General features: G+C 71.6%; 26 protein-coding genes. 8 read left to right on the top strand and 18 right to left on the bottom strand.

Annotated features, from left to right (window positions below; translation table 11 throughout):
- Positions 1–2: 2 nt before the first annotated feature.
- The 11 genes from ACGF4F_RS02435 to ACGF4F_RS02385 all read right to left on the bottom strand — a co-directional run bounded on the left by ACGF4F_RS02435 (position 3) and on the right by ACGF4F_RS02385 (position 11,155).
- A complete protein-coding gene (locus tag ACGF4F_RS02435; RefSeq protein ID WP_393074077.1) occupies positions 3–1,250 on the bottom strand; it encodes a Gfo/Idh/MocA family protein in 1,248 nt (415 codons plus the stop codon).
- 31 nt (positions 1,251–1,281) lie between these two features.
- Positions 1,282–2,352, bottom strand: coding sequence for a hypothetical protein (locus tag ACGF4F_RS02430; RefSeq protein ID WP_357435372.1), 1,071 nt, complete (start codon positions 2,350–2,352; stop codon positions 1,282–1,284).
- Between the two features lie 4 nt (positions 2,353–2,356).
- Entirely contained in the window at positions 2,357–3,169 is an 813-nt protein-coding gene (locus ACGF4F_RS02425) for a carbohydrate ABC transporter permease (protein ID WP_357435374.1), read from the bottom strand.
- A 92-nt stretch (positions 3,170–3,261) separates the two neighbouring features.
- Positions 3,262–4,188: a carbohydrate ABC transporter permease gene (locus ACGF4F_RS02420; protein ID WP_393074073.1), complete on the bottom strand. Its 927-nt coding sequence runs from the start codon at positions 4,186–4,188 to the stop codon at positions 3,262–3,264.
- Entirely contained in the window at positions 4,188–5,471 is a 1,284-nt protein-coding gene (locus ACGF4F_RS02415) for an extracellular solute-binding protein (RefSeq protein ID WP_357435377.1), read from the bottom strand. The genes ACGF4F_RS02420 and ACGF4F_RS02415 overlap by 1 nt, the downstream gene beginning before the upstream one ends.
- Before the next feature lie 68 nt (positions 5,472–5,539).
- On the bottom strand, positions 5,540–6,580 hold the full coding sequence (locus ACGF4F_RS02410) for a LacI family DNA-binding transcriptional regulator (protein WP_393074070.1): 1,041 nt from the start codon (positions 6,578–6,580) through the stop codon (positions 5,540–5,542).
- Between the two features lie 162 nt (positions 6,581–6,742).
- Positions 6,743–7,420, bottom strand: a complete 678-nt coding sequence (locus ACGF4F_RS02405; RefSeq protein WP_393074067.1) for a DedA family protein — start codon at positions 7,418–7,420, stop codon at positions 6,743–6,745.
- Positions 7,421–7,451: 31 nt separating this feature from the next.
- Positions 7,452–8,000: a phosphatase PAP2 family protein gene (locus tag ACGF4F_RS02400; protein WP_393074064.1), complete on the bottom strand. Its 549-nt coding sequence runs from the start codon at positions 7,998–8,000 to the stop codon at positions 7,452–7,454.
- Positions 8,001–8,104: 104 nt separating this feature from the next.
- Positions 8,105–9,517: a sensor histidine kinase gene (locus ACGF4F_RS02395; protein ID WP_393074061.1), complete on the bottom strand. Its 1,413-nt coding sequence runs from the start codon at positions 9,515–9,517 to the stop codon at positions 8,105–8,107.
- A 61-nt stretch (positions 9,518–9,578) separates the two neighbouring features.
- Entirely contained in the window at positions 9,579–10,256 is a 678-nt protein-coding gene (locus ACGF4F_RS02390) for a response regulator transcription factor (RefSeq protein WP_073835446.1), read from the bottom strand.
- 119 nt (positions 10,257–10,375) lie between these two features.
- Complete coding sequence (locus tag ACGF4F_RS02385; RefSeq protein ID WP_393074058.1) at positions 10,376–11,155, bottom strand: hypothetical protein; 780 nt, start codon at positions 11,153–11,155, stop codon at positions 10,376–10,378.
- 190 nt (positions 11,156–11,345) lie between these two features.
- Between ACGF4F_RS02385 and ACGF4F_RS02380 the strand changes: the two genes are divergently transcribed.
- Positions 11,346–11,939, top strand: a complete 594-nt coding sequence (locus tag ACGF4F_RS02380; protein WP_393074055.1) for a nitroreductase family protein — start codon at positions 11,346–11,348, stop codon at positions 11,937–11,939.
- Between the two features lie 63 nt (positions 11,940–12,002).
- On the opposite strand, the gene ACGF4F_RS02375 is transcribed toward ACGF4F_RS02380, so the two are convergent.
- Both ACGF4F_RS02375 and ACGF4F_RS02370 read right to left on the bottom strand, forming a co-directional pair.
- Positions 12,003–12,290: a DUF1905 domain-containing protein gene (locus ACGF4F_RS02375; protein ID WP_357435389.1), complete on the bottom strand. Its 288-nt coding sequence runs from the start codon at positions 12,288–12,290 to the stop codon at positions 12,003–12,005.
- 4 nt (positions 12,291–12,294) lie between these two features.
- The gene (locus ACGF4F_RS02370; RefSeq protein ID WP_357435391.1) at positions 12,295–12,948 is read right to left on the bottom strand and encodes a DUF998 domain-containing protein; all 654 of its coding nucleotides are present in this window, start codon (positions 12,946–12,948) and stop codon (positions 12,295–12,297) included.
- Between the two features lie 132 nt (positions 12,949–13,080).
- Here ACGF4F_RS02370 and ACGF4F_RS02365 point away from each other — a divergent pair, with 132 nt between their 5' ends.
- Both ACGF4F_RS02365 and ACGF4F_RS02360 read left to right on the top strand, forming a co-directional pair.
- Complete coding sequence (locus ACGF4F_RS02365) at positions 13,081–14,373, top strand: sensor histidine kinase (protein ID WP_393074050.1); 1,293 nt, start codon at positions 13,081–13,083, stop codon at positions 14,371–14,373.
- On the top strand, positions 14,361–15,038 hold the full coding sequence (locus tag ACGF4F_RS02360; RefSeq protein ID WP_393074046.1) for a response regulator: 678 nt from the start codon (positions 14,361–14,363) through the stop codon (positions 15,036–15,038). The genes ACGF4F_RS02365 and ACGF4F_RS02360 overlap by 13 nt, the downstream gene beginning before the upstream one ends.
- Before the next feature lie 75 nt (positions 15,039–15,113).
- Here the strand turns inward: ACGF4F_RS02360 and ACGF4F_RS02355 are convergent, their stop codons facing one another.
- Positions 15,114–15,494 (bottom strand): DoxX family protein, encoded by a 381-nt coding sequence (locus ACGF4F_RS02355; RefSeq protein WP_357435395.1) that lies wholly within the window; start codon positions 15,492–15,494, stop codon positions 15,114–15,116.
- A 118-nt stretch (positions 15,495–15,612) separates the two neighbouring features.
- Here ACGF4F_RS02355 and ACGF4F_RS02350 point away from each other — a divergent pair, with 118 nt between their 5' ends.
- Both ACGF4F_RS02350 and ACGF4F_RS02345 read left to right on the top strand, forming a co-directional pair.
- Positions 15,613–16,095 (top strand): MarR family winged helix-turn-helix transcriptional regulator, encoded by a 483-nt coding sequence (locus ACGF4F_RS02350; protein ID WP_393074042.1) that lies wholly within the window; start codon positions 15,613–15,615, stop codon positions 16,093–16,095.
- 32 nt (positions 16,096–16,127) lie between these two features.
- Positions 16,128–17,012 carry a dioxygenase gene (locus ACGF4F_RS02345; protein WP_393074039.1) on the top strand — a complete coding sequence of 295 codons (885 nt, stop codon included), beginning with the start codon at positions 16,128–16,130 and terminating at the stop codon, positions 17,010–17,012.
- 60 nt (positions 17,013–17,072) lie between these two features.
- Here ACGF4F_RS02345 and ACGF4F_RS02340 read toward each other — a convergent pair whose 3' ends face one another.
- Positions 17,073–18,023, bottom strand: coding sequence for an MBL fold metallo-hydrolase (locus tag ACGF4F_RS02340; RefSeq protein ID WP_357435401.1), 951 nt, complete (start codon positions 18,021–18,023; stop codon positions 17,073–17,075).
- 226 nt (positions 18,024–18,249) lie between these two features.
- Here ACGF4F_RS02340 and ACGF4F_RS02335 point away from each other — a divergent pair, with 226 nt between their 5' ends.
- Positions 18,250–19,323 carry a helix-turn-helix domain-containing protein gene (locus ACGF4F_RS02335; protein ID WP_357435403.1) on the top strand — a complete coding sequence of 358 codons (1,074 nt, stop codon included), beginning with the start codon at positions 18,250–18,252 and terminating at the stop codon, positions 19,321–19,323.
- Here ACGF4F_RS02335 and ACGF4F_RS02330 read toward each other — a convergent pair.
- Entirely contained in the window at positions 19,313–19,960 is a 648-nt protein-coding gene (locus tag ACGF4F_RS02330; RefSeq protein ID WP_357435405.1) for a response regulator transcription factor, read from the bottom strand. The genes ACGF4F_RS02335 and ACGF4F_RS02330 overlap by 11 nt on opposite strands.
- Entirely contained in the window at positions 19,957–21,153 is a 1,197-nt protein-coding gene (locus ACGF4F_RS02325; RefSeq protein WP_357435407.1) for a sensor histidine kinase, read from the bottom strand. The genes ACGF4F_RS02330 and ACGF4F_RS02325 overlap by 4 nt, the downstream gene beginning before the upstream one ends.
- Before the next feature lie 134 nt (positions 21,154–21,287).
- On the opposite strand from ACGF4F_RS02325, the gene ACGF4F_RS02320 reads away from it, so the two are divergent.
- A complete protein-coding gene (locus ACGF4F_RS02320; protein ID WP_357435409.1) occupies positions 21,288–22,340 on the top strand; it encodes an ABC transporter permease in 1,053 nt (350 codons plus the stop codon).
- Positions 22,337–23,050, top strand: a complete 714-nt coding sequence (locus ACGF4F_RS02315; protein ID WP_357435411.1) for an ABC transporter ATP-binding protein — start codon at positions 22,337–22,339, stop codon at positions 23,048–23,050. Before ACGF4F_RS02320 ends, ACGF4F_RS02315 begins: the two co-directional genes overlap by 4 nt.
- 29 nt (positions 23,051–23,079) lie before the next feature.
- Here ACGF4F_RS02315 and ACGF4F_RS02310 read toward each other — a convergent pair whose 3' ends face one another.
- A complete protein-coding gene (locus ACGF4F_RS02310) occupies positions 23,080–24,165 on the bottom strand; it encodes a prenyltransferase (protein ID WP_393074032.1) in 1,086 nt (361 codons plus the stop codon).
- Positions 24,166–24,206: the final 41 nt, after the last annotated feature.

Raw genomic sequence — 24,206 nt, 5'->3', positions numbered from 1 at the left:
GGTCAGGACGGGCAGGCGGTGGTGGGGTGTGATCGTCGGAGATGGACGGTGCGGTCCTCGCGGGCGGAGCGGGCGGCCGCGGCGGCGACGGTGACCGCCGTGGTGCCTTCCGTGATTCCGGCGGCGGGCCGGTCTCCGGTGCGGACGCAGCGCACCAGGTCGTGCATGGCGGCGCGCACGCTCTCGGCGTAGACGTACGCTTTGGCGGCCTCGCCGCCGAGGTCGAGGGTGATCCGGCAGTGGTGCGGCAACTGCCGCTGCCGGCCCCGTTCCCGGGCGTTCGCCGGGCCGGCGTGCCGGTGCACCGACACCGTCACGGCCGGGTCCCGCAACCGGTGGCCGTCGACGGCGAGCAGTTCCTCGGCCCGGGCCGGCAGGTGCTCGACCAGCGCGGCTCCGGCGTCGTCGGTCCAGAGGTCGATGGCGGCGTGAACGGGGATCCAGCCGGTCACCCGGGCTTCGGCGGCACCGAAGTCGATCCGCATCAGTTGCCGCTCGCAGCGGTGGGCGTGGCTGAAGCCGTGCGCGAAGGTCGCCACCGCGCCGTCCGGATAGCGGGTGGTGGCGACCGCCAGGTCGACCAGGTCGGTGCCGGGGCGCTGGCCGAGCATGCCCTGCACCGACTCGGGAGTCGCGCCGACGAGGGCGTCGGCGGCGTCGAAGAAGTGCACCCCGTGTTCGACGAAGATCCCGCCGCTGACCCGCTCGTCCCAGAACCAGTGCTCCGGGCCGAGGTCCTCGTCGCTGGCGTCGTTCTCGAAGGCGAGCCGCCGGACCGGGCCGAGCAGCGGGTCGGACCGGTTGCCGGGCGTCGCGGCGAACCGGGGGTCGCGCAGCCGGGCCAGCGCCCGCAGCACGGGGTTGTAGCGCAGCACGTGGTCGACGACCAGGACACGGCCGGTGGCGGCGACCGCCTCCCGGATGGCGGCGGCCTCGTCCTCGCTGGTGGCCAGGGGTTTCTCGGAGAAGACGTGCCGGCCGGCACGCAGCGCCGCGAGCGTGGTCTCCGCGTGCCCGGCCGGCGGGGTGGCCACCACCACGACGTCCACGTCGTCGGCGGTGACCAGCGCCCGCCAGTCCGGCACGGGCCGGGCGGCCAGGTTCGCGGCCAGCCGCCCGGCCCGGTCGGTGTCCGGGTCCGCGACCACGGTCACCGTCACGTCCGGCAGGTCCCGCAGGGCGCCGGTGAGGAAGGTGGCGAAGCCGCCGGCCCCGACGACGCCGAGGCGCAGCGCAGCCGCGCCGGTCACCGGCCCCGCCCCACCGGCGCCACCAACCCGCTCACCGGACACGGTCGAGCCGGGCGACGCCGATCTTGGCGTCGGCCATGCCGTAGAAGACGTACGGGACCCCGTCCACCTCCTCGATCGCGGTCGGGAAGACCACGTTCGGGACGGTGCCGGAGCGTTCGTCCTCGGTCTCGGGCACCAGGATCGGCTCGGCGGTCCGGGCCAGCACCCGGCCCGGGTCGGTCGGGTCGAGCAGCATCGCGCCGGCCGCGTACTCGACCTGCTGGGTGCTGGGGTCGAAGGTGTCGGGGATGTGGCCGGTCACCCCGTGGTGGATGAGCAGCCAGCCCTCCTCGACCCGCACCGGCGGCGGGCCGGCGCCGATCTTCAGCTCCTCGTAGGGGAACTCGGACAGGGCGACGCAGCGGTGGTCGCGGAGCCGCACCAGCGCCCTGATGTCGGCGTGCACCTCCTCGGCGGGCACGTAGGAGATCCAGATGCCGGGCCGCTCGTCGGTGATCCCGGCCGGCAGGTGCACCCCCTCACCGGGCCGGAACCAGCCCAGGTCCCACATCGGCCGGTGCAGCATCGCATAGCAGGGGCGGCCGTCCGGTCCGGGCACCGGCTCGGGGAAGAAGACCGCGTCCTTGTTCGGAAACAGGTTCAGGTCGGTGTCCAGGCCCGGCTGGTAGGTGAACTGCACCGGACCGAGCCGGCGCCAGGTCCGCAGGTCGGTGGAGACCGCCAGGGCCAGGCGCGGGCCCAGCGGACCGTAGGCGACGTAGGTCATCAGGTGGCGGCCGAGGCCCGGCACCCAGGTGGTGCGCGGATCCTCGACGCCGGCGTTGTTCAACCCGCGCTCCCAGCCCTCGTCGGGGGCGAGGACCACGCCACGCCGGAGCACCCCGGCCGGTACGCCGTCGCGGAACTCGACCTCGGCGAGCCCGACCCGGGAGACGTTCCCCTCGGCGACCAGCCGCGGCAGCAGGTGAAGCTTCCCGTCCGGGGTACGTCCGCTGGCCGGGTTGAGCACCCCCTCGGCTTCCAGCGGCTCCCCCGGTTCGGGCGCCATGACGACGCCCAGCCGGGTGAGGGTGTACGGGACGGCGGTGGAGACAGTCAACGATTCAACCCTTTACGCCAGATCCGATGTTGGTCGAGGTGAAGTGCCGTTGGAAGGCGACGAACAGCGCCACCGCCGGGGCGGCGAGGACGCAGGCGCCGGCCAGGATCGCCCCGTACGGGTTGGCGGTCCGCGCGGCGACGTTGGTCATGTAGTTGGCGAGCGACACGGCCAGCGGTTGCATGTCGGCCTGCTTGGTGATCAGGAACGGCCAGAGGAACTCGTTCCACGGCCCGATGAACGTCAGGAGCACGGCGGTCAGCAGTGCCGGGCGTACCAGCGGCAGAGCGATCGACCACAGGATGCGGACCTCACCCGCGCCGTCGGTCCGGGCGGCGGCGAACAGGTCGTCGGGCAGCTGCAGGAAGAACTGCCGGAAGACGAAGACCGCCGTGGTGTTGATGGCGTACGGCAGGATCATGCCGAGATACGAGTCGGCCAGGCCGTAGCTGCGCACGATGAGCACATAGAGCGGGATCAGCAGCAGTTGGAAGGGCACCACCTGGACCAGCAGCACCAAGCCGAACAGCGCGCCCCGTCCGCGGAAGCTGAGCCGGGCCAGGGCGTAGCCGGCAAGCACGCCGAAGATCACCGTGGCGAGGATGACGCCGCCGGTGAAGATGCCGGAGTTGATCAGCGACCGGAGCAGGTCGATCCGCTCGTTGATGTCGCGGTAGTTGCCGAGGGTGAGGTTCGCCGACGGGAGGGCGCCGGCCGGCGAGGTGTCCGGCTCGGCCTGCAGCGAACCGATGAGCATGTAGTAGAAGGGGAAGAGGAACGCCACCGCGCCGGCGGCGAGCAGGATCGACCGCAGCACGGTCCAGCCGCGGCCGGAACCCCGTCCGCCCGTCTGGGGTTTGCCACGCCTCTGGACGGGACGCGGCGCGATGTCTGGCACGACGCGTGTCATCAGGGCCTCTCCAGGATCCGCCGGTTGATCAGCGAGACGACGACGACCCCGATCACGAGCAGCACGCCGATGGCAGCCGCGACGTCCGGCTGCGCCTGTTCGATGCCGCGCTGGTACATCAGCAGCACCGGCGACGTGGACGCGCCGTTCGGCCCGCCGCCGCCGGTGAGCAGGTACGGCTCGGTGAACAGGTTCGCGCCGGTGATGGTCGCCACGATCACGACGAGCGTGGTGGCGGGGCGGACCGCCGGCACGGTCACCGAACGGAACCGTTGCCATCGGCTGGCCCCGTCCACCGCCGCTGATTCGTACAGCTCGTTCGGCACGTTCTGCAACGCGGCCAGGTAGAGCAGAATGAAGAAGCCGAGCTGCTTCCAGGCGACGTAAACCGCGACGGTCGGCATCGCCAGGTGCTCGCTGACCAGCCAGGACGGGTCCGGCGCCAGCGGACCGAGGAGCTTGTTGACCAGGCCGCCAGAGTTGAACAGGAACAGCCACACGCCCACCACCGCGACGCTCGCGGTCACGTACGGCACGTAGTAGGCCACCCGGAGGAAGGTGCGTCCGCGGATGGCGCCGTTGAGCGCGTTCGCCAGCAGCAGCGCCAGGACGGTGGTGAGCGGCACGTTGATCAGGAGGAACACGATGATGTTCCCGAACGCCTGCCGGACGGCCGGATCACCGAGGACGGCGGTGTAGTTCGCCAGCCCGACGAACGGGCGGTCGACCGGCACGCCCGGTGCGGTGAAGAAATAGTCGTGGAAGCTGATCCACACCGCGAACCCGAACGGGTAGGCGAACACCAGCGCGAGGAACACCGCATACGGCGCGACGAGAACCGCGCCGACCGGGTGGCGACCGAGAACGGCCGCCACCCAGCGCCGCGGGCCGCGCCGGGAGACATCCCGACTGAGCGGCCCGGACATCAGGACTGCCCGGCCAGCCCGGTGGCCTTCTTCGCGGCCTCGGAGAACGCATCCGGCAGCGGCCGCTTGCCGAAGATGACCGACTCGGAGTACGCGTCGCGGAAGGTCTGCCAGATTGTGATGGAGTTGGCCACGTTCGGCACCTCGACGGTGCGCCCGGCCTGCTCGGCGAAGCTCTTGTAGGCCGGGTTCTTCGTGAAGTAGTCCGGGTAGGTCGACGGCAGGTCCGCCCGCAGCGGCATCTGGCCGGTGGCCTCCAGCAGGGCGCCATCCTGCTCCTTGCTGGTGGCGAACTTCAGCACCTCCCACGCGGTGCCGCGGTTCTTGCACGCCGAGTACATCGCGACGTTCTTGGCGTCGCTGAAGGTCTTGACCTCGGCCGCGGGCTTGCCGGTGGAGGTCGGCACCGGGGCCGCCCCCCACTTCACCTTCTCGCCGTACACCGCGATCGCCCACGGGCCGACGATGGCCATCGCGGCCTTGCCGTCGGCGAACGAGTCGCCGTTGTACTTCTCCTTCGGCGCGAGACCCTCGTCGTAGAGCTTCTTCCAGAACTCCGCGACCCGCAGCCCTTCGGGCGAGTCGAACTGGGCCTTGCCGTTCTCGACCAGCTGCTTGCCGCCGGTCTCCGCGGCGAACAGCGGGTAGTAGTCGAACCACGACTGGAAGAACTCGCTGCTCGGGGCCGGGTAGATCGCGGCCGGCGCGGCGCCGGACGACTTGATCTTGCGGGCGGTGGCGAGGAAGTCGTCGTACGTGGCGAGCGGGGGGTTGTCCTGGTCGACGCCGGCCTTCGCGAGGATCTCCTTGTTGTAGAAGATCATCACGGGGTTGGACTTCCAGGGCATCTGGTAGAACTTGCCGTCGGCGGACTTGTACTGGTCGGCGGCGGCACCCGTGCGCTGCTTGATGTAGTCGGCGGCGCCGTCGAAGCTGTCGAGCGCCACGAGCCCGCCCTGCTTCTGGAACTGCGGCACGGCGGCCGGGGCGGTGTTGAAGATCAGGCACGGCGCGTTGCCGGCGGTGATCGCGGCGCCGATGACCTCCTCGGAGGACTTGCCGGCGGGGATCTCCTGGGCGGTGATCTTCTGGTCGGCGTGCTGGCCGTTCCACGCCTCGACCATGGCCTTACCCCAGGCCAGCTCCTCCTTGTTGTTCGACAGCCAGATGGTGATGGGCCCCTTGGCCGAGGAGTCGGCCTTGGTGCCGGAGCCGCCGTCACCGCAGGCTGCGGTGAGGCCGAGGGAGAGGACGAGGAATGCGGCGGGGACGGTACGTCTCATGTCGGTCTCCGATCTCGACTGCCGTGACGCGGGGCTGACCAGGCCGAGGCGATGCCCAGGCGGCGTGGTCACGGCGCTTGGTGTGGTGTGGGTGGTGGTGCAGCGGTGGAGGCGCGAACGACGAGCTGCGCGGGAGGCATCTCGACGTCCGGGCCGCCGGTGCCGGCGATGAGATCGAGCAAGGTACGGGCGGCGACGCCGCCCCAGCCGGACGGATCGGTCCGGACACTGGTCAGGGCCGGGCTGATGTGGGCGGCCAGTTCCGTGTCGTCGAAGCCGGTGACGGAGAGCTGGCCGGGGACGTCGAGCCCGCGTTCCCGGGCCACCGCCATGCCGGCCATCGCCATCACGTCGTTGGCGTAGATGATCGCGCTCGGCGGGTCGGTCAGGTCGAGCAGGTGGTGGGTGGCCCGGGCCCCACCGGCGGCCGAGAAGTCGGAGGGCACACAGGGGCCGGGGGGCAACCCGGCATCCCGGAGCGCGTCCTCCCAGGCGTCCCGCCGTGCGGAACCGTGCAGGAAGTGTTCCGGACCGGCGACGTGGGCGACGTGCCGGTGCCCCAACTCGACCAGATGCCGTACGGCGGCGGCGATCCCCGGCCGGTCGTCGACGAGCACCGCCGGGAACGGGCTGGCCACGTCGGGACGGCCGAGGGTGACGGCGGGCAGCCGCAGCTCCTTCAGCAGGGCGATCCGCGGATCGGCGATCCGCAGGTCCAGCAGGAACACCCCGTCCACCCGCCCGTCGGCGGCCAGCCGCCGGTAGCCGTCCTCCTCCGCTCGCTGGCTGGTGACGACCTGGAGGACCAGCGCCTGGTTCCGCTCGGCGAGGACGCGTTCCACGCCGGCGATGAAGGCGGGGAAGAACGGATCGGCGCCGAGCAGCTCCGGCGGGCGGGCGAGCACCAGGCCGACCGCGAACGCCCGGGAGGTGGACAGGGCTCGGGCGCGGTGGCTCGGCGTCCAGCCCAGCTCCTTCGCCACCGCCAGAATGCGCTGGCGGGTCTCCTCGGCCACCCCCGGCCGGCCGTTGAGGGCGAAGGAGACCGCGCCCTTGGAGACACCCGCGGCACGGGCGACGTCGGTGATCGTCGGTCGACGTTGGGCCACCAACTCGGCCTCCCTCCCGTACCGCCAGGAGCGACCACTCGGCCGCTAAACCGGTTTGGGAGATGCTAGACCGGTTTAGCGAACGGATCAATGGCTAGCTCCGTTACCGCCGGAGGTGGGCGGCCCGGGTTCTGGACCAACGCGTGGCGACCCTGGCCTTGATCAGGCCTTCGGGACCCTCGCCGGCTCCACAGGATCAACCTGGGCGGCCCGGCGGTGGGACCGCAGCAGTTGGATGCCGATGGGCAGGACCGAGACCACGACGATGCCGATGAGGATGATCTCGATGTTGGACCTGACGAAGGCGATCTGGCCGAGGAAGTAGCCGAGGACGGTGACGCCCACTCCCCACAGCGTCCCGCCGATGACGTTGAAGATCAGGAACGTGCGGTAGTGCATGCGGGAGACACCGGCGATGATCGGGGTGAAGGTACGCACGATGGGCACGAACCGGGCCAGCACGATCGATCGGGCCCCGTAGCGGGCGAAGAACTCGTTGGCCCGCTGCACGTTCTCCTGCTTGAACAGTCGCGAGTTGGGGCGGCGGAACAGGCTCGGGCCGACCCGCTTGCCGAACAGGTAACCCACCTGGTCACCGGCGATGGCGGCCACGGCCACCAGCAGGCAGAGCAACCACAGCGGCTGGTGCAGGTACCGGCCGTCGGCGACGAGCAGCCCGGCGGTGAACAGCAGCGAATCGCCCGGCAGGAAGAACCCGATCAGCAGCCCGGACTCGGCGAACACGATGGCCAGGATGCCGATCAGTCCGAAAGTGGAGATCAGCCACTCCGGGTTGAGGACACTTGGACCCGCAGCGAGCAACGGCTGGGGCGATGGCACGAGCACCTCCAGGACGGCGGGGGACGTGGGGCTACCGACCGACGGTCGGGCGCGGGCTCCGCTGCTGTGCCCACCGGTCGTACGCCCGCCCACCGGCGTGGACGACGGCGACGGCGGCGGCAGCAATGAACACGCCGGCGAGGATGTCCGCCGGGTAGTGCACCCCCGCCCAGATCCGGGCGAATCCGATGATGGTGGCCAACACCGTCAGCGCTACCCCCCACCGCCGGGACAGAAACGCCCCCACCGCGAACGCCACCGCGAAGGCCGCCGTCGCGTGGTCGCTGGGCAGCGACGGCCCCGCGGCATGCGGAATCAACTGATGCACCGAATGGGTCTGGAACGGTCGCACCTCGGTGCTGACGGCGGCGACGACCTGCCCGACCACGAACGCCACCGCGAGCACCGCCGCGACCCGCACGACGGCGGCTGGTCGCGCCCGCACGCTACGCAGCACGGGGACCGCCGCCACGACGCCGAGGACAAAGATCAGCCACACCGCCGACCACTCGAAGATGTCATCGATCGGGTCGCTGCGCCCGGCTGCGGCGTTGATCAGCTCGAACAGGTGGTAGTTCATCCCGTACCACGCTTCCTGGTCGACCCGGCTCCCCCCCGTACGGCCGGCTGCCGCCAGCCTGCACGCCAGCACCTGAGAGGAGCCTGAAACGGACGAAGGCAGCGTCAGTGCGACCGGGTGCCGCAGCTGAGCGGCAGAAGGATGCGGACCCTCAGGCCCGGTCCGGGCACGACCTGCACAGTGCCGCCATGCGCGGCGATGATCTCCCGGGTGATCGGCAGCCCGAGGCCGCTCCCGCCGTCGGCGCGGGCCCGGCTGTCGTCCAACCGGACGAACCGGTCGAAGATGCGCTCCCACTGGTCTTCGGGGACACCCGGCCCGTCGTCGCCGACCTCGACGCAACCCCACCCCTCCCGTACCGAAACGTGCAGCGCCACCTCGGAGCGCGCGTGCCGGGCGGCGTTGTCGGTCAGGTTTCGCAGCGCCCGGCTGAGGTCGTGCGCGTCGCCACTGACCCGTACCGGAGCGAGGTGGGCACGGACGGTCAGATCGGGCCGGCGGGCGGCGATCCGCCTCCGCTCGGTATAGGCCAGGTCGTCCAGATCGACGTCGTCATGGCCCCCCGTGGCACCCAGCTCGTCGATGCGCGCGAGCAGCAGGAGATCGGACACGAGGCGGCCGAGGCGCTCCGACTCGACGCGCAGCAGCCCGACCAATTCCTCGGAGGCGGCGGTCCGCGGGCTCAGCGCCAGCCGGTCCAGCCCGGCCTGCAGGGTGGCCAGCGGGCTACGCAGTTCGTGGCTGGCGTCGGCCACGAACCGCCGCTGGCTCGCCGCCGCCGTGTCCAGCCGGTCGAGCATGCTGTTCATCGTCTCCGCGAGCGCCGCCACTTCGTCGTGGGCGGTCGGTACCGGGACCCGGGCATGCAGGTCACGAGCGGTGATGCCGGCGACCCGGCGACGGATCGCCTCGACCGCGTGCAGCGACCGCCCGACGAACAGGAACACCGCAGCGCCGACCACGAGCAGCATCGGTGGCAGTCCGGCGATCAGGATGGCGGCGACCGCCTCCGTGCTCTCGTTCACCGGCCGCAGCGACTGCGCCACCAACACGGTCGTGGTGCCCGAGCCGACGGCGACCCCTTCGGCGACCACCCGGTACGGGTCCTCGTCGGCGAACGGCAGCAGCCGCTGCTCGTGCAGCACCTCGCCGGGGCGGGGACGCAGCGGGGACAGCGGCGCGGCGCCGGAGAGCGCAGCCGAGGCGGCCTCAACCCGACCGGAGGGGTCGAGAACCTGCACCAGCGTCTGCTCCCCCGGGCTGGGCTTCAACGTCTGGGCGATCGCCGCCGGGTCGCCGGCCGCCACCGCCGAGGCCACCTCGGCCGCCCGCTGCCGGGCCGTGGCGTCAACGTTGCCGACCAGGTCCATCCGAGCCAGGCAGACGAAGGCCGCCGCGCCGACGGCAAAGGCAAACGCCACCACCACCGCGGCGGCCAACGCCGAACGCAGGCGCACCCCCAGGCGCCTGCGCACCCACCGGACCAGGTCGCTGAACGACCCGCGCCTGCCCGCCATCTCCGCAGCGTAGGCACCGCCGGCCGGAGAAGGCACGGAGAGGCGAACAGTGCGTTTTCCGTCAGCCGCCATCGGCCGCCAACCGGTACCCCATCCCCCGCTCCGTCTGGATGGCCGACCGGCCGAACGGCTGGTCGATCTTGCGACGCAGGTAGCCGATGTACACCTCGACGATGTTGGGATCGCCGTCGAAGTGGGCATCCCAGACGTTCTCGATGATCTGGGTCTTGGACACCACGTCCCCGCGATGGCGCATCAGGAACTCCAGCAAGGCGAACTCGCGCGCGGTGACCCGGACCGGCTGCCCGGCCCGGGCGACCAGCCGCCGCGCGGGATCCAGCGTCAGGTCACCGGCGGCCAGCACCACCGGGCGTGCGGGGGCACCCCGGCGGACCAGGGCGCGGAGCCGGGCCACCAGCACCACGAAGGAGAACGGTTTGGTCAGGTAGTCGTCGGCGCCGAGATCGAGGGCGTCGGCCTGGTCGTACTCGCCCTCCTTGGCGGTCAGCATCAGCACCGGCGTCCACACGCCGCGCGAACGCAACTGGCGGCACACCTCGTAGCCGCTGAGGCCGGGCAGCATGATGTCGAGCACGACCACGTCGTAGGCGTTCTCGCTGGCCGCCCAGAGCCCGTCCGGGCCGGTGTGCTGCACGTCGACGGCGAGCCCCTCCTCGACCAGACCCGCGCGGATCACCTCCGCCAGAGCGGTCTCGTCCTCGACGACAAGCACTCGCACCAGTTCCGCTCCCATCCTGTCTCCAGACCCGCGGCTCCTCTCGGGCCGACGTCGCCTTCCCGCCCGGCGGCACCACCGGGCGACGCCAACCCCGGGCATGGTGGGCAGCGGCGCCGCAGTCACCGCCGCGCCGCCAGATCCCTCTCGTCGCGGTTGACGAGCGGGAGCGACGCATCGCGCCTCGTCACGCCCAGGTAGCCGACCAGGACAACGATCGTCGCCAGGAACAGACCGCTGGTGATCACCGGGCCGACACCGAGGCCACCTTCGTCACGCCCCTGCGAGAGGTAATCACCGAGCGACGCGCCGAGCGGGCGAGTCAGCACGTAGGCGATCCAGAACGCCAGGATCGGGTTCAGCCACGACCCAGCGTACGCCGCCCCGACCACGGCGATCAGCGCGGCGAAGATCAACCCGGAGCGCCAGTAGCCCAGGTCGAACCCCTCGGACAACAGATCGCCGGCCGCCGTGCCGAGCGCGAAGGTGAACAGGATCGCCGCCCAGTAGAAGCCCTCCCGGCGGGCGGTGACAATCGAGTGGATCGACAGAGTGCCCTCACTGCGGTACCAGATGGCGAAGGTGGCGGCGAGGGCCACGGCGAACACCGCCGTGCTCACCTCGAGTGGGACGCCAAGGCTGTCGGTCAGATTGTCCGTGATCAGCGTGCCGACGATGCTGACCAGCACCACCGCCAGCCAGTAGATCCCCGCCACGTACCGCCGGGCCCGGAACTGCCAGACGAGCACCGCGGCCAGCGCGACGGCCATGACCAGCGTGGTGCCGGTCAGGCCGAAGTGAAGGTTGACGTTGAGAAAGTCCGCCGCCGTCTCACCCACCGTGGTCGAGAGGACCTTGATGATCCAGAAGTAGACGGTGACCTCAGGGACCTTGTTGAGCATCTGTCGCGTTTGGGCTGATTTGGTAAGGGTCATGCCGGCAAACTCCCACGCCCATGCTGAGAGCAGGCTGAACCCGCATGGACCGGTCAGCGCCAGCAGTGCCTCGGTCATGAGGTGGCGCGACCCGAGCAGCCGCCGGCCCGGACGGCGTGGGGCCACGTCGGGCCGGCCGAGCAACTAAGTTCCGGTCATGGATTTTCAGGATGTTGTCCGGCGGCGACGGATGGTGCGCAGCTACGACCCGGACCGGCCGGTACCCCCCGACGTCGTCGAGCGCATCGTCCACAACGGGCTGCGGGCGCCGTCGGCAGGTTTCTCCCAGGGCTGGGGCTTCCTGGTGCTCGACAACCCGGCCGACATCGCGCGGTTCCGGGACGCCGTACGGCCCGAGGAGGGGCCCGAGAACTGGTTCGCGGCGCGGGTCGAGTCCCCGCTGCTGATCGTTCCCCACTCGAACAAGGACGCCTACCTGGACCGCTACGCCCAGCCCGACAAGGGGTTCGTCGACCGGTCGGACGCCTGGTGGCCCGCCCCGTACTGGGACATCGACACGGGGATGGCGTCGCTGCTGATGCTGCTGACCGCGGTCGACGCCGGACTGGGCGCGTGTTTCTTCGGCATGCCGGTGGACCGGATCGACGCGTTCCGCGAGGCGTTCGGCGTGCCGCCGCAGTTCACCCCGATCGGCGCGATCTCGATCGGCTACAGCGACGAGCCGCCCCGCGACCTCCGCAACCGGCGCCGCCCGGTCGACGAGGTCGTGCACCGGGGCCGGTGGAGCTGACCGGTCGAGGAGTCGCGACGCGGCGGAGCGCGGGCGTGCCGAGCACCCCGCACTCGTCGCTGTTCACACGTCCAGGGTGAGCCGGACCGTCACCACCTCGCCCACCTCGAGCCCTTCCGCCTTCCGCACCGACGCCTTCACCGGCACGATGTACCGCCCGTCCTTCGGAAAGAGAGACGTCCGCCAGTTGGTGCTCCCGATGCGCGCCGCGACAGGGATCATCCCCCAGCCGTAGGTCACGGCTGCGGAAGCCGCTTCCAGCGCACCGCACTGCTCGTCCGGGACGGTGACGAAGTGGAACGGCGCGGGTCCCCGCCAGAACCACAGCTCGCCGCTGAACTCCAGGTCCATCCGGTCAGCATAGGAGTCGGTCAGCGACCGGCGGCGTACGCGTGAGCCGCACCGCGAGCGCGACGGTCCAGGCCATCAGGGGGAACACGGCCACCCGTTCCATGCCGCCGACGCCGAAGCCAAGGTCGACCTGGGCCAGGAACAGGGCCGTGCCGGCCAGGCCGGTCAGGCCCAGCGCAAGGCTGTCCTCGCGCATCGCGCCAAGGATCGGCGACCGCCGGGCCAGCGACGCCACCAGCATCCCGACGTTGCCCAGTACGAAGATCAGCAGTGCCGCCAGGAAGTGGTTGTTCTCGTGCACGTCCGCCGGATACGCCCCGGCCAGGACGTATCCGCCCGCACCGGCGAGCGTCAGCACCTGTGCCGCCCGGGTGGCGAGCCCACGGCCGAGCGCCGACCAGGTGAGCAGCACCCCGAGCGCGAGCAGCAGACCGGTGACGATCATGGCCCCGTTCATCGCCGCATGCCATGGTGAGCAGACCTCGCGCGGCCGGGTGCTGTCCCACACCCCGCAGGTCACATTGCCCAGGTCGCTGATGTTGTGGGTGGCCCAGCTGAAGCGCGGCTGCCGCCACGCCAGCCCGGTGATCACGTTCGCGACCAGGAACAGCGGTGTGGCCAGCAGCCAGCTGTACGAGCCCAGGCGATGGATACGCATGGGCAAAGTCCACCGTCCCGCGCTGGGCGCCGCACTGGGCCCAGTGCGTCAATGTCAGGTAGGGCTGGGCATACCCGAAGAGTGGATTCAGCCGGCTGGGCCCGCCGGTTGCGCCTGGCTAGCGTCTTTCGCATGACCTTGGGCAGACCCCTTCACCTGGCGGAGGCACTTCGCCGACGCGGCTATCTGATCTCCGCATGGCCCTGGCGCGCACTGGCGTACGCCGTCACCACCGTGCCGGTCGCCGGCGTGCTGGCGGTCGGGCTGCTCGTCGTCGGGGCGCCGTTGCTGGCGATGGTCAACGCGGCACCGCAAGACCGCCCCGTCGAGCTGCCCATCGTCCTGTTCCTGACCGTCGCCGGCCTCGTCGTGCTGGCGCTCGCCCCAATCGTGAGCATCCCGGTGACCATGCTCGAACGGCGGCGGCTCGGCATCGTCGACCCGCGCCCACTGCCCGAGCACAGCTTCCGGGGCCTGGCGGCGCGCTACACCAGCGCCACGGCCTGGCGGGAGGTCGCCTACGCCTTCTTCCTGGGCGGCGTCGTGCCGATCGCGTACTGGCTGCTCACGCTGCTCGCCCTGCTGGACCTCACGCTGATCGCCAGCCCCTGGCTGGCCGGCGACGCCGACCAGGTCGTCGTGGTCTGGAGCACTGTCGACACCGCCCGCCAGGCGATCCCGTACGCCGTCGTGGGCGTCCTCTTCGTCCCGATGCTGTGGTATCTGGCCGGGTTGCTCGTCGCCGTCCAGGCGGCGCTGGCCCGGTGGCTGCTCGGCGCGCCGCCCGACGACCGGGCGGCGCTGCGGGAGGTCACCCGCTCCCGAGCCCGCCTGGTCGACGCTTACGAGGCGGAACGTCGCCGCATCGAGCGCGACGTGCACGACGGCGCGCAGCCGCGGCTCACCAGCCTGACCCTGCAACTGGGGCTGGCCCGGCTCGACGTGCCCGAGGACTCACCCGCCGCCCGGCCGCTGGCCGTCGCGCACGAACAGGCCAAGGACCTGATGGTCACGCTCCGGCAGATCGTGCAGGGCATCCGCCCGCAGAACCTCACCGAGCTCGGCCTGGCCGGCGCCGTCCGGGAACTGGCCGGCGAGGCCACCATCCCCGTCGGCGTACGCGCCGACCTCACCCAGCCGGTGCCGGAACTGGTGGAGACCACCGCCTACTTCGTGGTGTCGGAGTCCCTGGGCAACGTCGCCCGGCACGCCCACGCGACCCGGGCCGAGGTGCGGCTGACCCAGACCGATCGCCACCTCGTCGTGGAGGTCGAGGACGACGGCCGGGGCGGCGCGGACCCGGCCCGGGGCACCGGCCTGACCGGCCTCGCCGACCGGGTCGCCGCGGTCAACGGGCGGTTGCTGCTCGCGAGCCCCGCCGGCGGCCCTACCCTCGTCCGGGTGGAGCTGCCGTGCCGCCGATGACCCGTGTCGTGCTCGCCGAAGACGAGGTCCTCCTGCGCGAGGGTCTCGTCGGCCTGCTGACCCGGTTCGACTTCGAGGTGGTCGCCGCAGTCGGGTCGGCGCCGGACCTGCTGGACGCGGTCCGCGCGCACGAGCCGGACCTGCTCGTGACCGACATCCGCATGCCGCCGCACCATCGCGACGACGGCCTGCGGGCGGCCGTCGCCCTCCGTGAGGAGCGGCCGCACCTGGCCGTCGTGGTGCTGAGCCAGTACGTGCAGACCGAGTACGCCTCCGCGCTGCTCGACAGCGGCGACGGCCGACACGTCGGCTACCTGCTCAAGGACCGGGTGGCCGACGTCGCCGAGTTCGCCGACACTCTGCGCCGAGTCGTGGACGGCGGCGCGGCCATCGACCCGGACGTCGTCCGGCAGCTGCTGCACCGCCCCCGCGATCCGCTGGCCGCCCTGTCCGCCCGCGAACGCGAGGTGCTCGCACGGCTCGCCGAGGGCCATTCCAACGCGGCGATCGCGGCGAGGCTCCACGTCACCGAGGCGGCGATCGGCAAGCACGTGGGAAACATCCTGACCAAGCTCGACCTGCCGCCCAGCGACGACACCAACCGGCGGGTGCTGGCGGTCCTCACCTACCTGCGTACCGATCGGTCCCTGCGCGACCGGCGGTGATCGTCGCCCGCTCCGGCACCCTCGACCGGGCGGTGCCGGCTCAGCACCCAACGGCGGCTGAGCCGGCCGGCGCGGTCAGGAGGTGAACGACCAGGGGCCGAACCGGCTCCAGGCCACCACGGCGGCCAGCACCAGCAGCACCACGTTGACGACGATGCTCTGGGACTCCTTGCGGCGGGCGTGCACGACGATCGCGCCGAGCATGACGAGGACGAGCCCCAGCGCGGCCAGCGGCACCAGCACGGGGGCGATGTCGAGCGCGGCGGGCAGGATCAGCCCGACCGCGGCGAGCAACTCCAGCGCGCCGATGAGTTTGATCGTGCTGGCGCTGGCGTTCTCCGTCCAGCCCATGCCGGAGGCGGCCAGCTTCTCCTTCGACTGGACCAGCTTCATCGCCCCGGCGGCGAGGAACGCGACGGCCAGCAGACTGGCGATGATCCACAGAACGATGTTCATCACGGCCCTCCCGGACCTCTCATGACTTCAAGCGCTGAGCGAACCGTAGAGCGGATCACTTCAAGCTACAAGTGACGGGTGACCTGGATCACTTCAGGCGTGAAGTTATGCTGGAGGCATGGAGACGCCGCAGGAGCCGCGCTGGCTGGACGCCGAGGAGAGGCAGACCTGGCTCGCCCTGGTCAGCGTGCTGATCAGGCTGCCGTCGGCGCTGGACGCCCAGTTGCAGCGAGATGCCGGGATCAGCCACTTCGAGTACCAGGTGCTGGCCGGGCTGTCCGAGGCGCCCGACCGCACACTGCGCATGAGCGAGCTGGCCGTGCTGGCCGAAGGGTCACTCTCACGCCTCTCACAGGTGGTCGGCCGGCTGGAAAAGCGCGGCTGGGTACGCCGCACTCCGGATCCCACCGACGGCCGCTACACCCTGGCGATCCTCACCGAGCAGGGCTGGGCCAAGGTCGTCGAGACCGCGCCCGGCCATGTCGAGGCGGTACGCACCCTCGTCTTCGACCCGCTCACCAAGGCGCAGCAGCGACAGCTGCGCGACATCGGCCACCGCATCATGCGTGTCGTCGACCCGGACGGCAGCTGCCCCGGTTGACCGCCCCCCACACCCGCACGAGAGGTGCCGACATGACCTCCATCCTCAACCCGGCCGTGCCCGCCGGCGCGTACGACCGGTTCCTCACCGAGGCCCTCCCCCGCGCCCGGGCCCAGCGGGAGTGGGCCCCCGCGGACGGGCCGCTGCCCGCCCTCTACCTCAGCCACGGCGCACCGCCGCTGTTCGACGACGGACCCTGGATCCGGCAGCTGTTCGACTGGGCCCAATCGCTGCCGAAGCCCCGCAGCATCCTGATCATCTCGGCGCACTGGGAGAGCGCCCCGCTGAGCCTGTCCGCGTCGGCCGCGCACACCCCGCTGGTCTACGACTTCGGCGGCTTCCACCCGCGCTACTACACGCTGCGGTACGACACACCCGACGCCGGCTCCCTCGCCAAGCGAGTGGCCGGGGCCATGCCGGCCGGCGAACCACTCCACCAGCACCCCAGCCGCGGTCTCGACCACGGGGCCTGGGTGCCGCTGATGGCCATGTATCCGCTGGCCGATGTCCCGGTGCTCCAGCTCAGCATGCCGACCCAGAATCCGGCCCGCCTGCTCCAGTTGGGTGCCCGCCTACGCCCGCTGCGCGAGGAAGGCGTCCTCGTCATCGGCTCCGGCTTCATGACACACGGCCTGCCGTTCGTCACCCGGGAGATGTTCACCCGCGGCACCGTCCCCGCCTGGTCGTCCGACTTCGACGCCTGGGCCGCCGACGCCCTCGCCCGCGGCGACCTTGACGAACTCGCCGCCTACCAGACCCGCGCCCCCGGCATGCCCTACGCGCATCCCACCGCCGACCACTACATACCGCTGTTCATCACCCTCGGGGCTGCCGACCAACCCGACCGACCGGTCCTCACCGCCATCGACGGCTACATGATGGGCTTCTCCAAGCGCTCCTTCCAGACCGTCGGGTAGCACCCCCGCCCGTTGACGCCCGGGTCAGCACGGCGACTGTGACTTATCAGCCTGGGTGACTCACGCCAGTTCGGTCCAGGGGTGGTTCAGGTGTGCGGTGGCCAGCACGGCGCGGCTGGCGCGCGCCTCGTCGAGGAGCCGCTGACGGGTCCGACGCGCGACGTCGGGGTCCGCTTCGTACCGGTAGGCCACCGCGGGGTCGACGAGTTGGACGGCGTGGACCAGCACATCACCGGTCACGATCACCTGCTCGCGGCCGGCGTCGACGACGACCGACTGGTGACCCGGAGTGTGTCCCGGAGTTGGTACGACGCGGATCGACCCACCCGACCGGCCAGGGGCCGACGCGAGCCGGGTGGCACCGTCCACCTCGTCCAGCAGGCCGGTCGCCCGCAGCGGGTCGACGATGTATGACCGGGCGGCGTCGCCGTCTGGCAGGCCAGCCACCTCGCGCTGTTGCACGACGTACCTGGCGTTGGGGAACATCGGTGTTGCGTCCAGCCCGACGGACCAGCCGAAGTGGTCCTCGTGCAGGTGGGTCAACACCACCGTGTCGACCTCCGCCGGGTCGATGCCGGCGCGCTCGAGCTCGGACGGAAGCCGGCCCGGCGTCGGCGCCCAGGCCGCGGCGGGACTGCCGTCGGGTCCTACTCCGGTGTCGACCAGCATCAGCCGGCCTCGCGGCCCGCGGATCGCGAAGCAGCGGAAGTCGAGCTGCCAGGATTCCCCGGGGCCGAAGGCGGCCGGGTCGACGGCCCGGGCGAGGTCCCAGTCGTGGGGCGTCGCGTCGGAAAACGCGACCTGCCGGTCGAGGAAGAACGGCCCGGCCGCGTCCAGCAGCGGGATCACCTCGAACGCACCGACCGACCGGGACGCCAGGGTCCCTCGCCCTGTCCTGCTCGCCGGGGCCGCGCTCGCCAGCTCAGCCACGCCCGTGGAGCCGGCGACCGTCACGGCCGTGGCGGCGAGCAGGAACGTCCTTCGCCCGAACTGGGGGAGAGTCTCACTCACGGCAGTTGCCTCTCGTGTGGGCCGGGGGCCTCGACCCGCCCGGCGTCAGGGACGAACGCTAGGACCGGGACTGACCCGCCCGTAACAACCTGGCCGGCGGCTGACCTGATCCTGTCGATACCTGACCGGGCATCACCGCCGCGCCCACCCGTCGGGTTTCTAGGATGTGCCTCGATCCGCCTCCCGCCAGCCGGGCGGAGGTGGTGTGAGTGGTGGGAGGCCGCCGATGCCGCTCGACGGACCCGGGGTGGCCCTGTTGGCCTACACCGGCGCGGGCAGCTTCGACTACGTGACCGTCAATGAGATCTTCGGCGTGGACTACTCCGGCCGGTTCGGATCGTGGTATCGGAGCAGGACGTGCGGGGTGGCACCGGGGCCGGTCGAGCTCGACGGCGGGGTCACCGTCCAGGCCCCGTACGGACTCGACGAGGCGGAACGGGCCGACCTGCTGATCGTTCCCGGCTGGACGAGAGAACACGAGGTCCCCCCGCAGGCGTTGCTGGCGACCCTGCGCCGCGCGTACCGGCGGGGCGCGCGCATCATGTCGATCTGCACCGGCGCGTTCGTGCTCGGCCACGCCGGTCTCCTCGATCAGCGGCGGGCCACCACGCACTGGGCGATGGCCCCGCTGCTCGCCTCGCTCTTCCCGTCCGCCACCGTGGACCCGCGCGCCCTGTTCGTCGACGATCGCCGGATCCTCACCGCCGCGGGCATGTCGGCTGGAATGGACCTCGCGCTGCACGTCGTACGCGGCGATTTCGGCGCGGATGCCGCCGCCACCCTGGCTCAGCGGCTGGTGCTGGCCGGTTACCGCAGCGGCGGCCAGGCCCAGTTCGTCGACTCACCGCTGAGTCCCGACCCCGGCGATCCGCTGCCGGACCTGCTCGACTGGATGCGTCGGCATCTGGACCAGCGGTGGTCGCTGCGCGCGCTGGGCGCCCAGGTGCACATGAGCCCGCGGACGCTGACCCGGCGCTTTCACCGGCTCACCGGCATGAGCCCGCACCAGTGGCTCATGCGGGAGCGGATCCTCGCCGCGCAGCGGCTGCTCGAGGCCAGCGACGAGTCGGTCGAGCAGATCGCCGCACGTACCGGCATCGGCTCGGCGGGCAACCTGCGGTACAGCTTCCGCCGGGAACTCGGAGTATCGCCCCAGGTGTACCGCACGACGTTTCGCTCCCGCCGCGCGGCCGGCCGGCCGGACGAGAAGCCACGTCGGGCCCCAATGACCCGGCCGGAGGAACCTGATGGTTCACCGCAGAGCGGAACTGGAGCCGGCCACGTGCCGACTAGGGAATGAGCCCGCGGCGGCGGCCTTCGGCGACCGCGGCGGTGCGGTTGTCGACATTGAGCTTGCTGAACACCTGGACGAGATGGGACTTGACGGTGGCCTCGGTGATGAACGTGGCCCGGGCGATGGCGTGGTTGCTGTGGCCCTCGGCGACCATCTGCAGGATCTCGAGCTCGCGTGGGGTCAGCGCCCGCCCGGGAGCGCGTACCCGGGTGATCAGGCGGGTGGCGATGGCGGGGGCGAGCACGGTTTCGCCCGCGGCGGCGGAGCGGATGGCGGTCAGCAGGTCGTCAGGTTCGGTGTCCTTGAGCAGGTATCCCGTGGCGCCGGCGGTGATGGCGGGCAGGATGTCGGCGTCGCTGTCGTAGGTGGTCAGGACCAGCACCCGTGGTGGTCGGGGGTGGGCCAGGATCCGCCGGGTGACCTCCGCGCCGTTGATCCCTGGCCCCAGGTGCAGGTCCATGAGGACCACGTCAGGAGCGCTGGCTTCGACCTGTGCGATCGCGTCGATCCCGGTGGCGGCCTCCCCGACGACCGTGATGCCCGGATCGGCATCCAGCGCCGCCCGCAGTCCGCGTCGGACGATGGGGTGATCGTCGACGATGAAGACGCGGATCGGTTCGGCAGGACGGGGCGCGCGGGTCACGACGGTTCCCCTTCGGTAGGGATGGCAGCGCTGATCGCGGTGCCCTGTCCGGGAGCGGATTCGACGACGAGCGTGCCACCGACGGCGGCGAGTCGGCGGCGCATGGTGGCCAGGCCCAGACCGGTGCCGGTCGTGGGGTTGAACGGCTGGTCGGGGTCGAACCCCCGCCCGTTGTCGACGACGTCGAGGCTGACCGTCCCGGGCAGGAAGGTCAGGGTGAGGTTCACCCGGTCGGCCGCGGCGTGCGCGCGGACGTTGGCGGTGGCCTCCTGTCCGACCCGGAGCAGGGCGACCTCCACCGGGGTGGGCAGTGCGTAGGGAAGGCCGTCGACGGTGATCCGGGCGTCGAGGCCGAGGCGGCGGCTGTCGTCGACCAGGTGGCCGAGCGCCTCGGTGAGCGGGCGGCCGGCCAGCGGGGCGGGGGTGAGGGCGCGGATAAGGCGCCGCGTGTCCTCCAACGCCGACTGCGCGGCCTCGACGGCGGCGTCCAGTTGGCGGTGGGCGGCCGCCGGAGCGTCCGGCCAGCGACCGGCGGTCGACTTCACCAGCAGGACGATCGTGGACAGGCTCTGGGCGACGGTGTCGTGGATCTCGCCGGCGAGCCGTTCGCGCTCGGCGAGCATGCCGGCGTGGCGCTGTGCGGCGGCGAGTTGGCCCTGCGCGGCGGTGAGGTCGGCCAGCAGCCGCGCGGTCAGCTCGTTCTGCTGTCGGAGATCCCGGTAGACGGTCATGATCACGATGGCCACACCAGCGCCGATGACCGGGCCGAGCACCGCGGGAAGACTCAGCCGGCCCTGATGTGCCGAGAACGCGGCGACGGCCACCGCCGCCAACCCCGCGACGACCAACGGCCCGAGCATCCGCGGGAGTAGCTGCATGGCCAGCAGGAACAGGGCGAACGCCAGCCACACGAAGTCCACCGACAACGCGGCCAGCCCGATCCAGCCGGCGGCGAGCCCGGCGAACCACAGCCCGGCCACCACCGGTCGTCGAGCGCGCCGGGCGAGTACGACGCCCAGCAGGTACCACAGGGCCACCACCGCCGCCGCGGTGACCAGCACGCCGACCGGTGGACGGCCGGACCCTGCGGCGCGTAGGGCGCCCACCAGCAGCAGTGCGACGAACAGGACGTGCTCGGCCCGACGGAGCAGGGTCAGCGTGACCGCCGCGACACGCGGCTGCTGGTGATCCATGGCCCTGTCGACGGTAACGGCCGGTGCCCGGCCCGACCCCCAACTTTTGATGGGTTCACCCATGCCTCTTTCGTCTCCGCACGTCCCAGCCCCGGTCCGATGGCACCGTCGGTGCTGGCGGGAAGGCTTGTGGCATGTTCATCGCAGTACGTGATCTTCGATTCGCCCGGGGCCGGTTCGCCCTCCTGGGCACCGTCATCGCGTTGATGACGTTGCTGGTGGTGCTGCTGACCGGGCTGACCGCGGGACTGGGGGCGGCCAGCGTGTCGGCGGTGGCGGCGCTCCCCGTCGACCACGTCTCGTTCCAGCAGCCGACCGACGGCCAACAGGTGTCCTTCGCCACCAGCACCCTACCGGCGGACTCGGCAGTCACCGTGGCGGCGCAGCCGGGGGTCACCGCCGCGTGGCCACTCGGTGTGTCGACCACCCGCCTGCAAGCCGACGGCGGGGCCACGACGGTGACCCTGATTGGCGGCGATCCTGAGCTGTATCCGGCAGTGCGGCAGGGCCGGGCACCGAGCGGCGCCGAGGTGGCCCTCACCGCCGATCTGGCCGAGGCGCAGTCGGTGTCGGTCGGCGACCTCGTCGCCGTCGCCGGGCAGCGGGTCACGGTGGCCGCGGTCGTGGCCACCACCTCGTTCAACCATCTGCCCGTCGTGTATGCCCCGATCAGCACCTGGCAGGACCTGGCCCGGACGGACAGCATCACCGCCGTCGCCTCGACCGGCGGCGATGCGGCTGGCGCCGCCGGCGTCACGACCGCCAGCCGCGACGAGGCGTTCACCGCGGTCGGCGGCTACGCCTCCGAGCAGGGCTCGCTCAACCTGATGCGGGGCCTGCTGCTGGCGGTCTCCGCCCTGGTTGTCGGCGCCTTCTTCACCGTCTGGACCATGCAACGCGGCACCGACCTGGCGGTGGTCCGCGCGCTCGGCGGTAGCCGCGCCTACCTGCTGCGCGACGCCCTCGCCCAGGCCGGGATCGTCCTGCTGGTGGGTGCCGCCGTCGGTGCCGGCGCCGCCGCCGGCCTGGGTGCGGTGGCCGCCCGGGTGGTGCCGTTCGTCCTGGACGCCACCACGGTTGCCGTCCCGCTCGCGGCGATGCTCGCCGTCGGCGCGCTCGGCGCCGCCTTCTCCGTCCGCCGGGTCAGCACCGTGGACCCGCTCACCGCCCTGGGGGCAGCCCGATGACTCTCACCCTGACTGATGTCCGCCTCACCTACCCCGACGGGGACCGCCGCCTGATCGCACTCGACGCGGTCGACCTGCGGATCGCCGCGGGTGAACTGGTGGCGGTGACCGGGCCGTCCGGCTCCGGCAAGTCCAGCCTGCTAGCGGTCGCCGGCGCGCTGACCAGCCCGGACTCCGGCACGGTACGGATCGAGGACATCGACGTCACCTCCCTCGATCAGCAGGGCTGCGACCGGCTCCGGCGCGAACGCATCGGATTCGTCTTCCAGCAGGCCAACCTGCTGGCCTCGCTCACCGCCCTCGACCAGCTCCTGCTCGTCGCGCACCTGTCCGGCGGATCCCGGCGCTCGGCCGAGGCCCGCGCCCGCGCGTTGCTCGACCGGGTAGGTCTCGGCGGCAAGGCGCACAAGCGCCCGCACCAGCTGTCCGGCGGGGAACGTCAGCGCGTCGGGGTCGCCCGCGCGTTGATGGGTGCCCCCGCCCTGCTGCTGGTCGACGAACCCACCTCCGCGCTCGATCACGATCGCGGCGCGGTCGTGGTGCGGCTGCTGCGCGACATCACCCGCGAGCAGCAGGTGGCCACCGTCCTGGTCACCCACGACCTGCAGTACCTGCACCTGGCCGACCGGACCGTGGCGATGCGGGACGGCCGGGTGTGCTCGCCGGCTGACGTCAGGTCGCACTCGCCCGCCGCCGGCCCGGGCCGCTGAAGTCAGTCGTAACCGGATCCTTTTCCATCTCAGGCCGAGGCGCGGCGCGCCAACCACAGGCGGTGGGCGAACAGGGCGACGTAGCCGGCGAGGACCGCGCCGAGCACGGCCAGTGCGCCGGTGTCGGCGGACCGCCGTGCCGCGTCCAGGATCACGCCGAGCATCGCCGCCGCGACGATCAGGGACACGTGGTTGGAGGCCCAGAAGACCACCGGCGTCATGCGCCCGGGGTCGAGGTCGCGCATCGCGCCACGGCGCAGCTGCCGGACGAGCCAGACCGACAGTGGCGCGGTGGCGGCCATGACGGCCCAGACCAGCCACGGCACCCAACCGAGCAGCGCGAAGGCGGTGAGCATCGCGTACGCGATGGGCTGCGCGGCGACGATCAGGCGCACCGCCGGCTGGTAGCCGACGATGACCGGCAGGGTGCGCTTGCCGACTGCGGCGTCCGATCGGCGGTCGCCCAGGTTCATCACCATCATCCGCGCCACCTGCAGCATCGCCGTGGGTGCCAGCACGGCCACCAGCAGCATCGGTATGGTGCCGGTCTGGAGCACCACGGCGACCGCGGGCCAGAGTCCGTTGAGGATCACGGCGACCGTGAGCTCGCCCGCGCCTCGATAGTTCAGCCGTACCGGCGGTGCGGTGTAGAACCAGGCCAGCACCACGGCCGCGGTGGCGAGCAGGCGTGCCGGCCAGGACGGCATGACCGCCACCATCAGGGTGGACACGCTGAACAGTACGAACGCGACGCCGAGCGACACCACGGGCGCGACCGACCCGTCCACCAGTGCCCGGCTGCCGCCCGTCCACGGAGTGAAGTAGACGTTCGCGCGGTCGGCCTCCAGGTCGAAGTACTCGTTGCAGTAGTGGGTCATCACGTGGACGGTCCACGCGAACAGCTGGGCGACCGCGTACCAGGTGACGTCGAGCGGGTGGCCCTGGTGCACCGAGACCGCCACGGCGAGGCCCACCGGCAGGAGGTTGTAGAGCAGGAAGCGGAGCCGGGCGAGTCGGAGGAAACCCTTCCAGTTGGTCCGGTCCGGCTGGCGGTCAGGGCTGGTGACAGCGTGGTGAGTGTCCGGCAGCAGGCTCGGCTCCAGCATTGCACCCATCGACGTACGCCTCCCCGTAATCAGTCCGCTACAGAACCCTA

Origin of the sequence: Micromonospora sp. NPDC047740, assembly GCF_043204735.1 — a bacterium.
Classification (GTDB): Bacteria; Actinomycetota; Actinomycetes; order Mycobacteriales; family Micromonosporaceae; genus Micromonospora.
The sequence above is the reverse complement of the archived record's forward strand: the minus strand, read 5'-3'. Positions and strand labels throughout refer to the sequence as shown.

Bases quoted from the DNA above. Each gene is read 5' to 3' on its own strand.
- ACGF4F_RS02420 (WP_393074073.1), bottom strand. From the start codon at position 4,188: ATGTCCGGGCCGCTCAGTCGGGATGTCTCCCGGCGCGGCCCGCGGCGC.
- ACGF4F_RS02320 (WP_357435409.1), top strand. From the start codon at position 21,288: ATGTTCATCGCAGTACGTGATCTTCGATTCGCCCGGGGCCGGTTCGCC.
- ACGF4F_RS02335 (WP_357435403.1), top strand. From the start codon at position 18,250: ATGCCGCTCGACGGACCCGGGGTGGCCCTGTTGGCCTACACCGGCGCG.
- ACGF4F_RS02355 (WP_357435395.1), bottom strand. From the start codon at position 15,494: ATGAACATCGTTCTGTGGATCATCGCCAGTCTGCTGGCCGTCGCGTTC.
- ACGF4F_RS02380 (WP_393074055.1), top strand. From the start codon at position 11,346: ATGGATTTTCAGGATGTTGTCCGGCGGCGACGGATGGTGCGCAGCTAC.
- ACGF4F_RS02395 (WP_393074061.1), bottom strand. From the start codon at position 9,517: ATGGCGGGCAGGCGCGGGTCGTTCAGCGACCTGGTCCGGTGGGTGCGC.
- ACGF4F_RS02365 (WP_393074050.1), top strand. From the start codon at position 13,081: ATGACCTTGGGCAGACCCCTTCACCTGGCGGAGGCACTTCGCCGACGC.
- ACGF4F_RS02400 (WP_393074064.1), bottom strand. From the start codon at position 8,000: ATGAACTACCACCTGTTCGAGCTGATCAACGCCGCAGCCGGGCGCAGC.
- ACGF4F_RS02345 (WP_393074039.1), top strand. From the start codon at position 16,128: ATGACCTCCATCCTCAACCCGGCCGTGCCCGCCGGCGCGTACGACCGG.
- ACGF4F_RS02325 (WP_357435407.1), bottom strand. From the start codon at position 21,153: ATGGATCACCAGCAGCCGCGTGTCGCGGCGGTCACGCTGACCCTGCTC.
- ACGF4F_RS02315 (WP_357435411.1), top strand. From the start codon at position 22,337: ATGACTCTCACCCTGACTGATGTCCGCCTCACCTACCCCGACGGGGAC.
- ACGF4F_RS02385 (WP_393074058.1), bottom strand. From the start codon at position 11,155: ATGCTCAACAAGGTCCCTGAGGTCACCGTCTACTTCTGGATCATCAAG.
- ACGF4F_RS02415 (WP_357435377.1), bottom strand. From the start codon at position 5,471: ATGAGACGTACCGTCCCCGCCGCATTCCTCGTCCTCTCCCTCGGCCTC.
- ACGF4F_RS02350 (WP_393074042.1), top strand. From the start codon at position 15,613: ATGGAGACGCCGCAGGAGCCGCGCTGGCTGGACGCCGAGGAGAGGCAG.
- ACGF4F_RS02375 (WP_357435389.1), bottom strand. From the start codon at position 12,290: ATGGACCTGGAGTTCAGCGGCGAGCTGTGGTTCTGGCGGGGACCCGCG.
- ACGF4F_RS02310 (WP_393074032.1), bottom strand. From the start codon at position 24,165: ATGGGTGCAATGCTGGAGCCGAGCCTGCTGCCGGACACTCACCACGCT.
- ACGF4F_RS02370 (WP_357435391.1), bottom strand. From the start codon at position 12,948: ATGCGTATCCATCGCCTGGGCTCGTACAGCTGGCTGCTGGCCACACCG.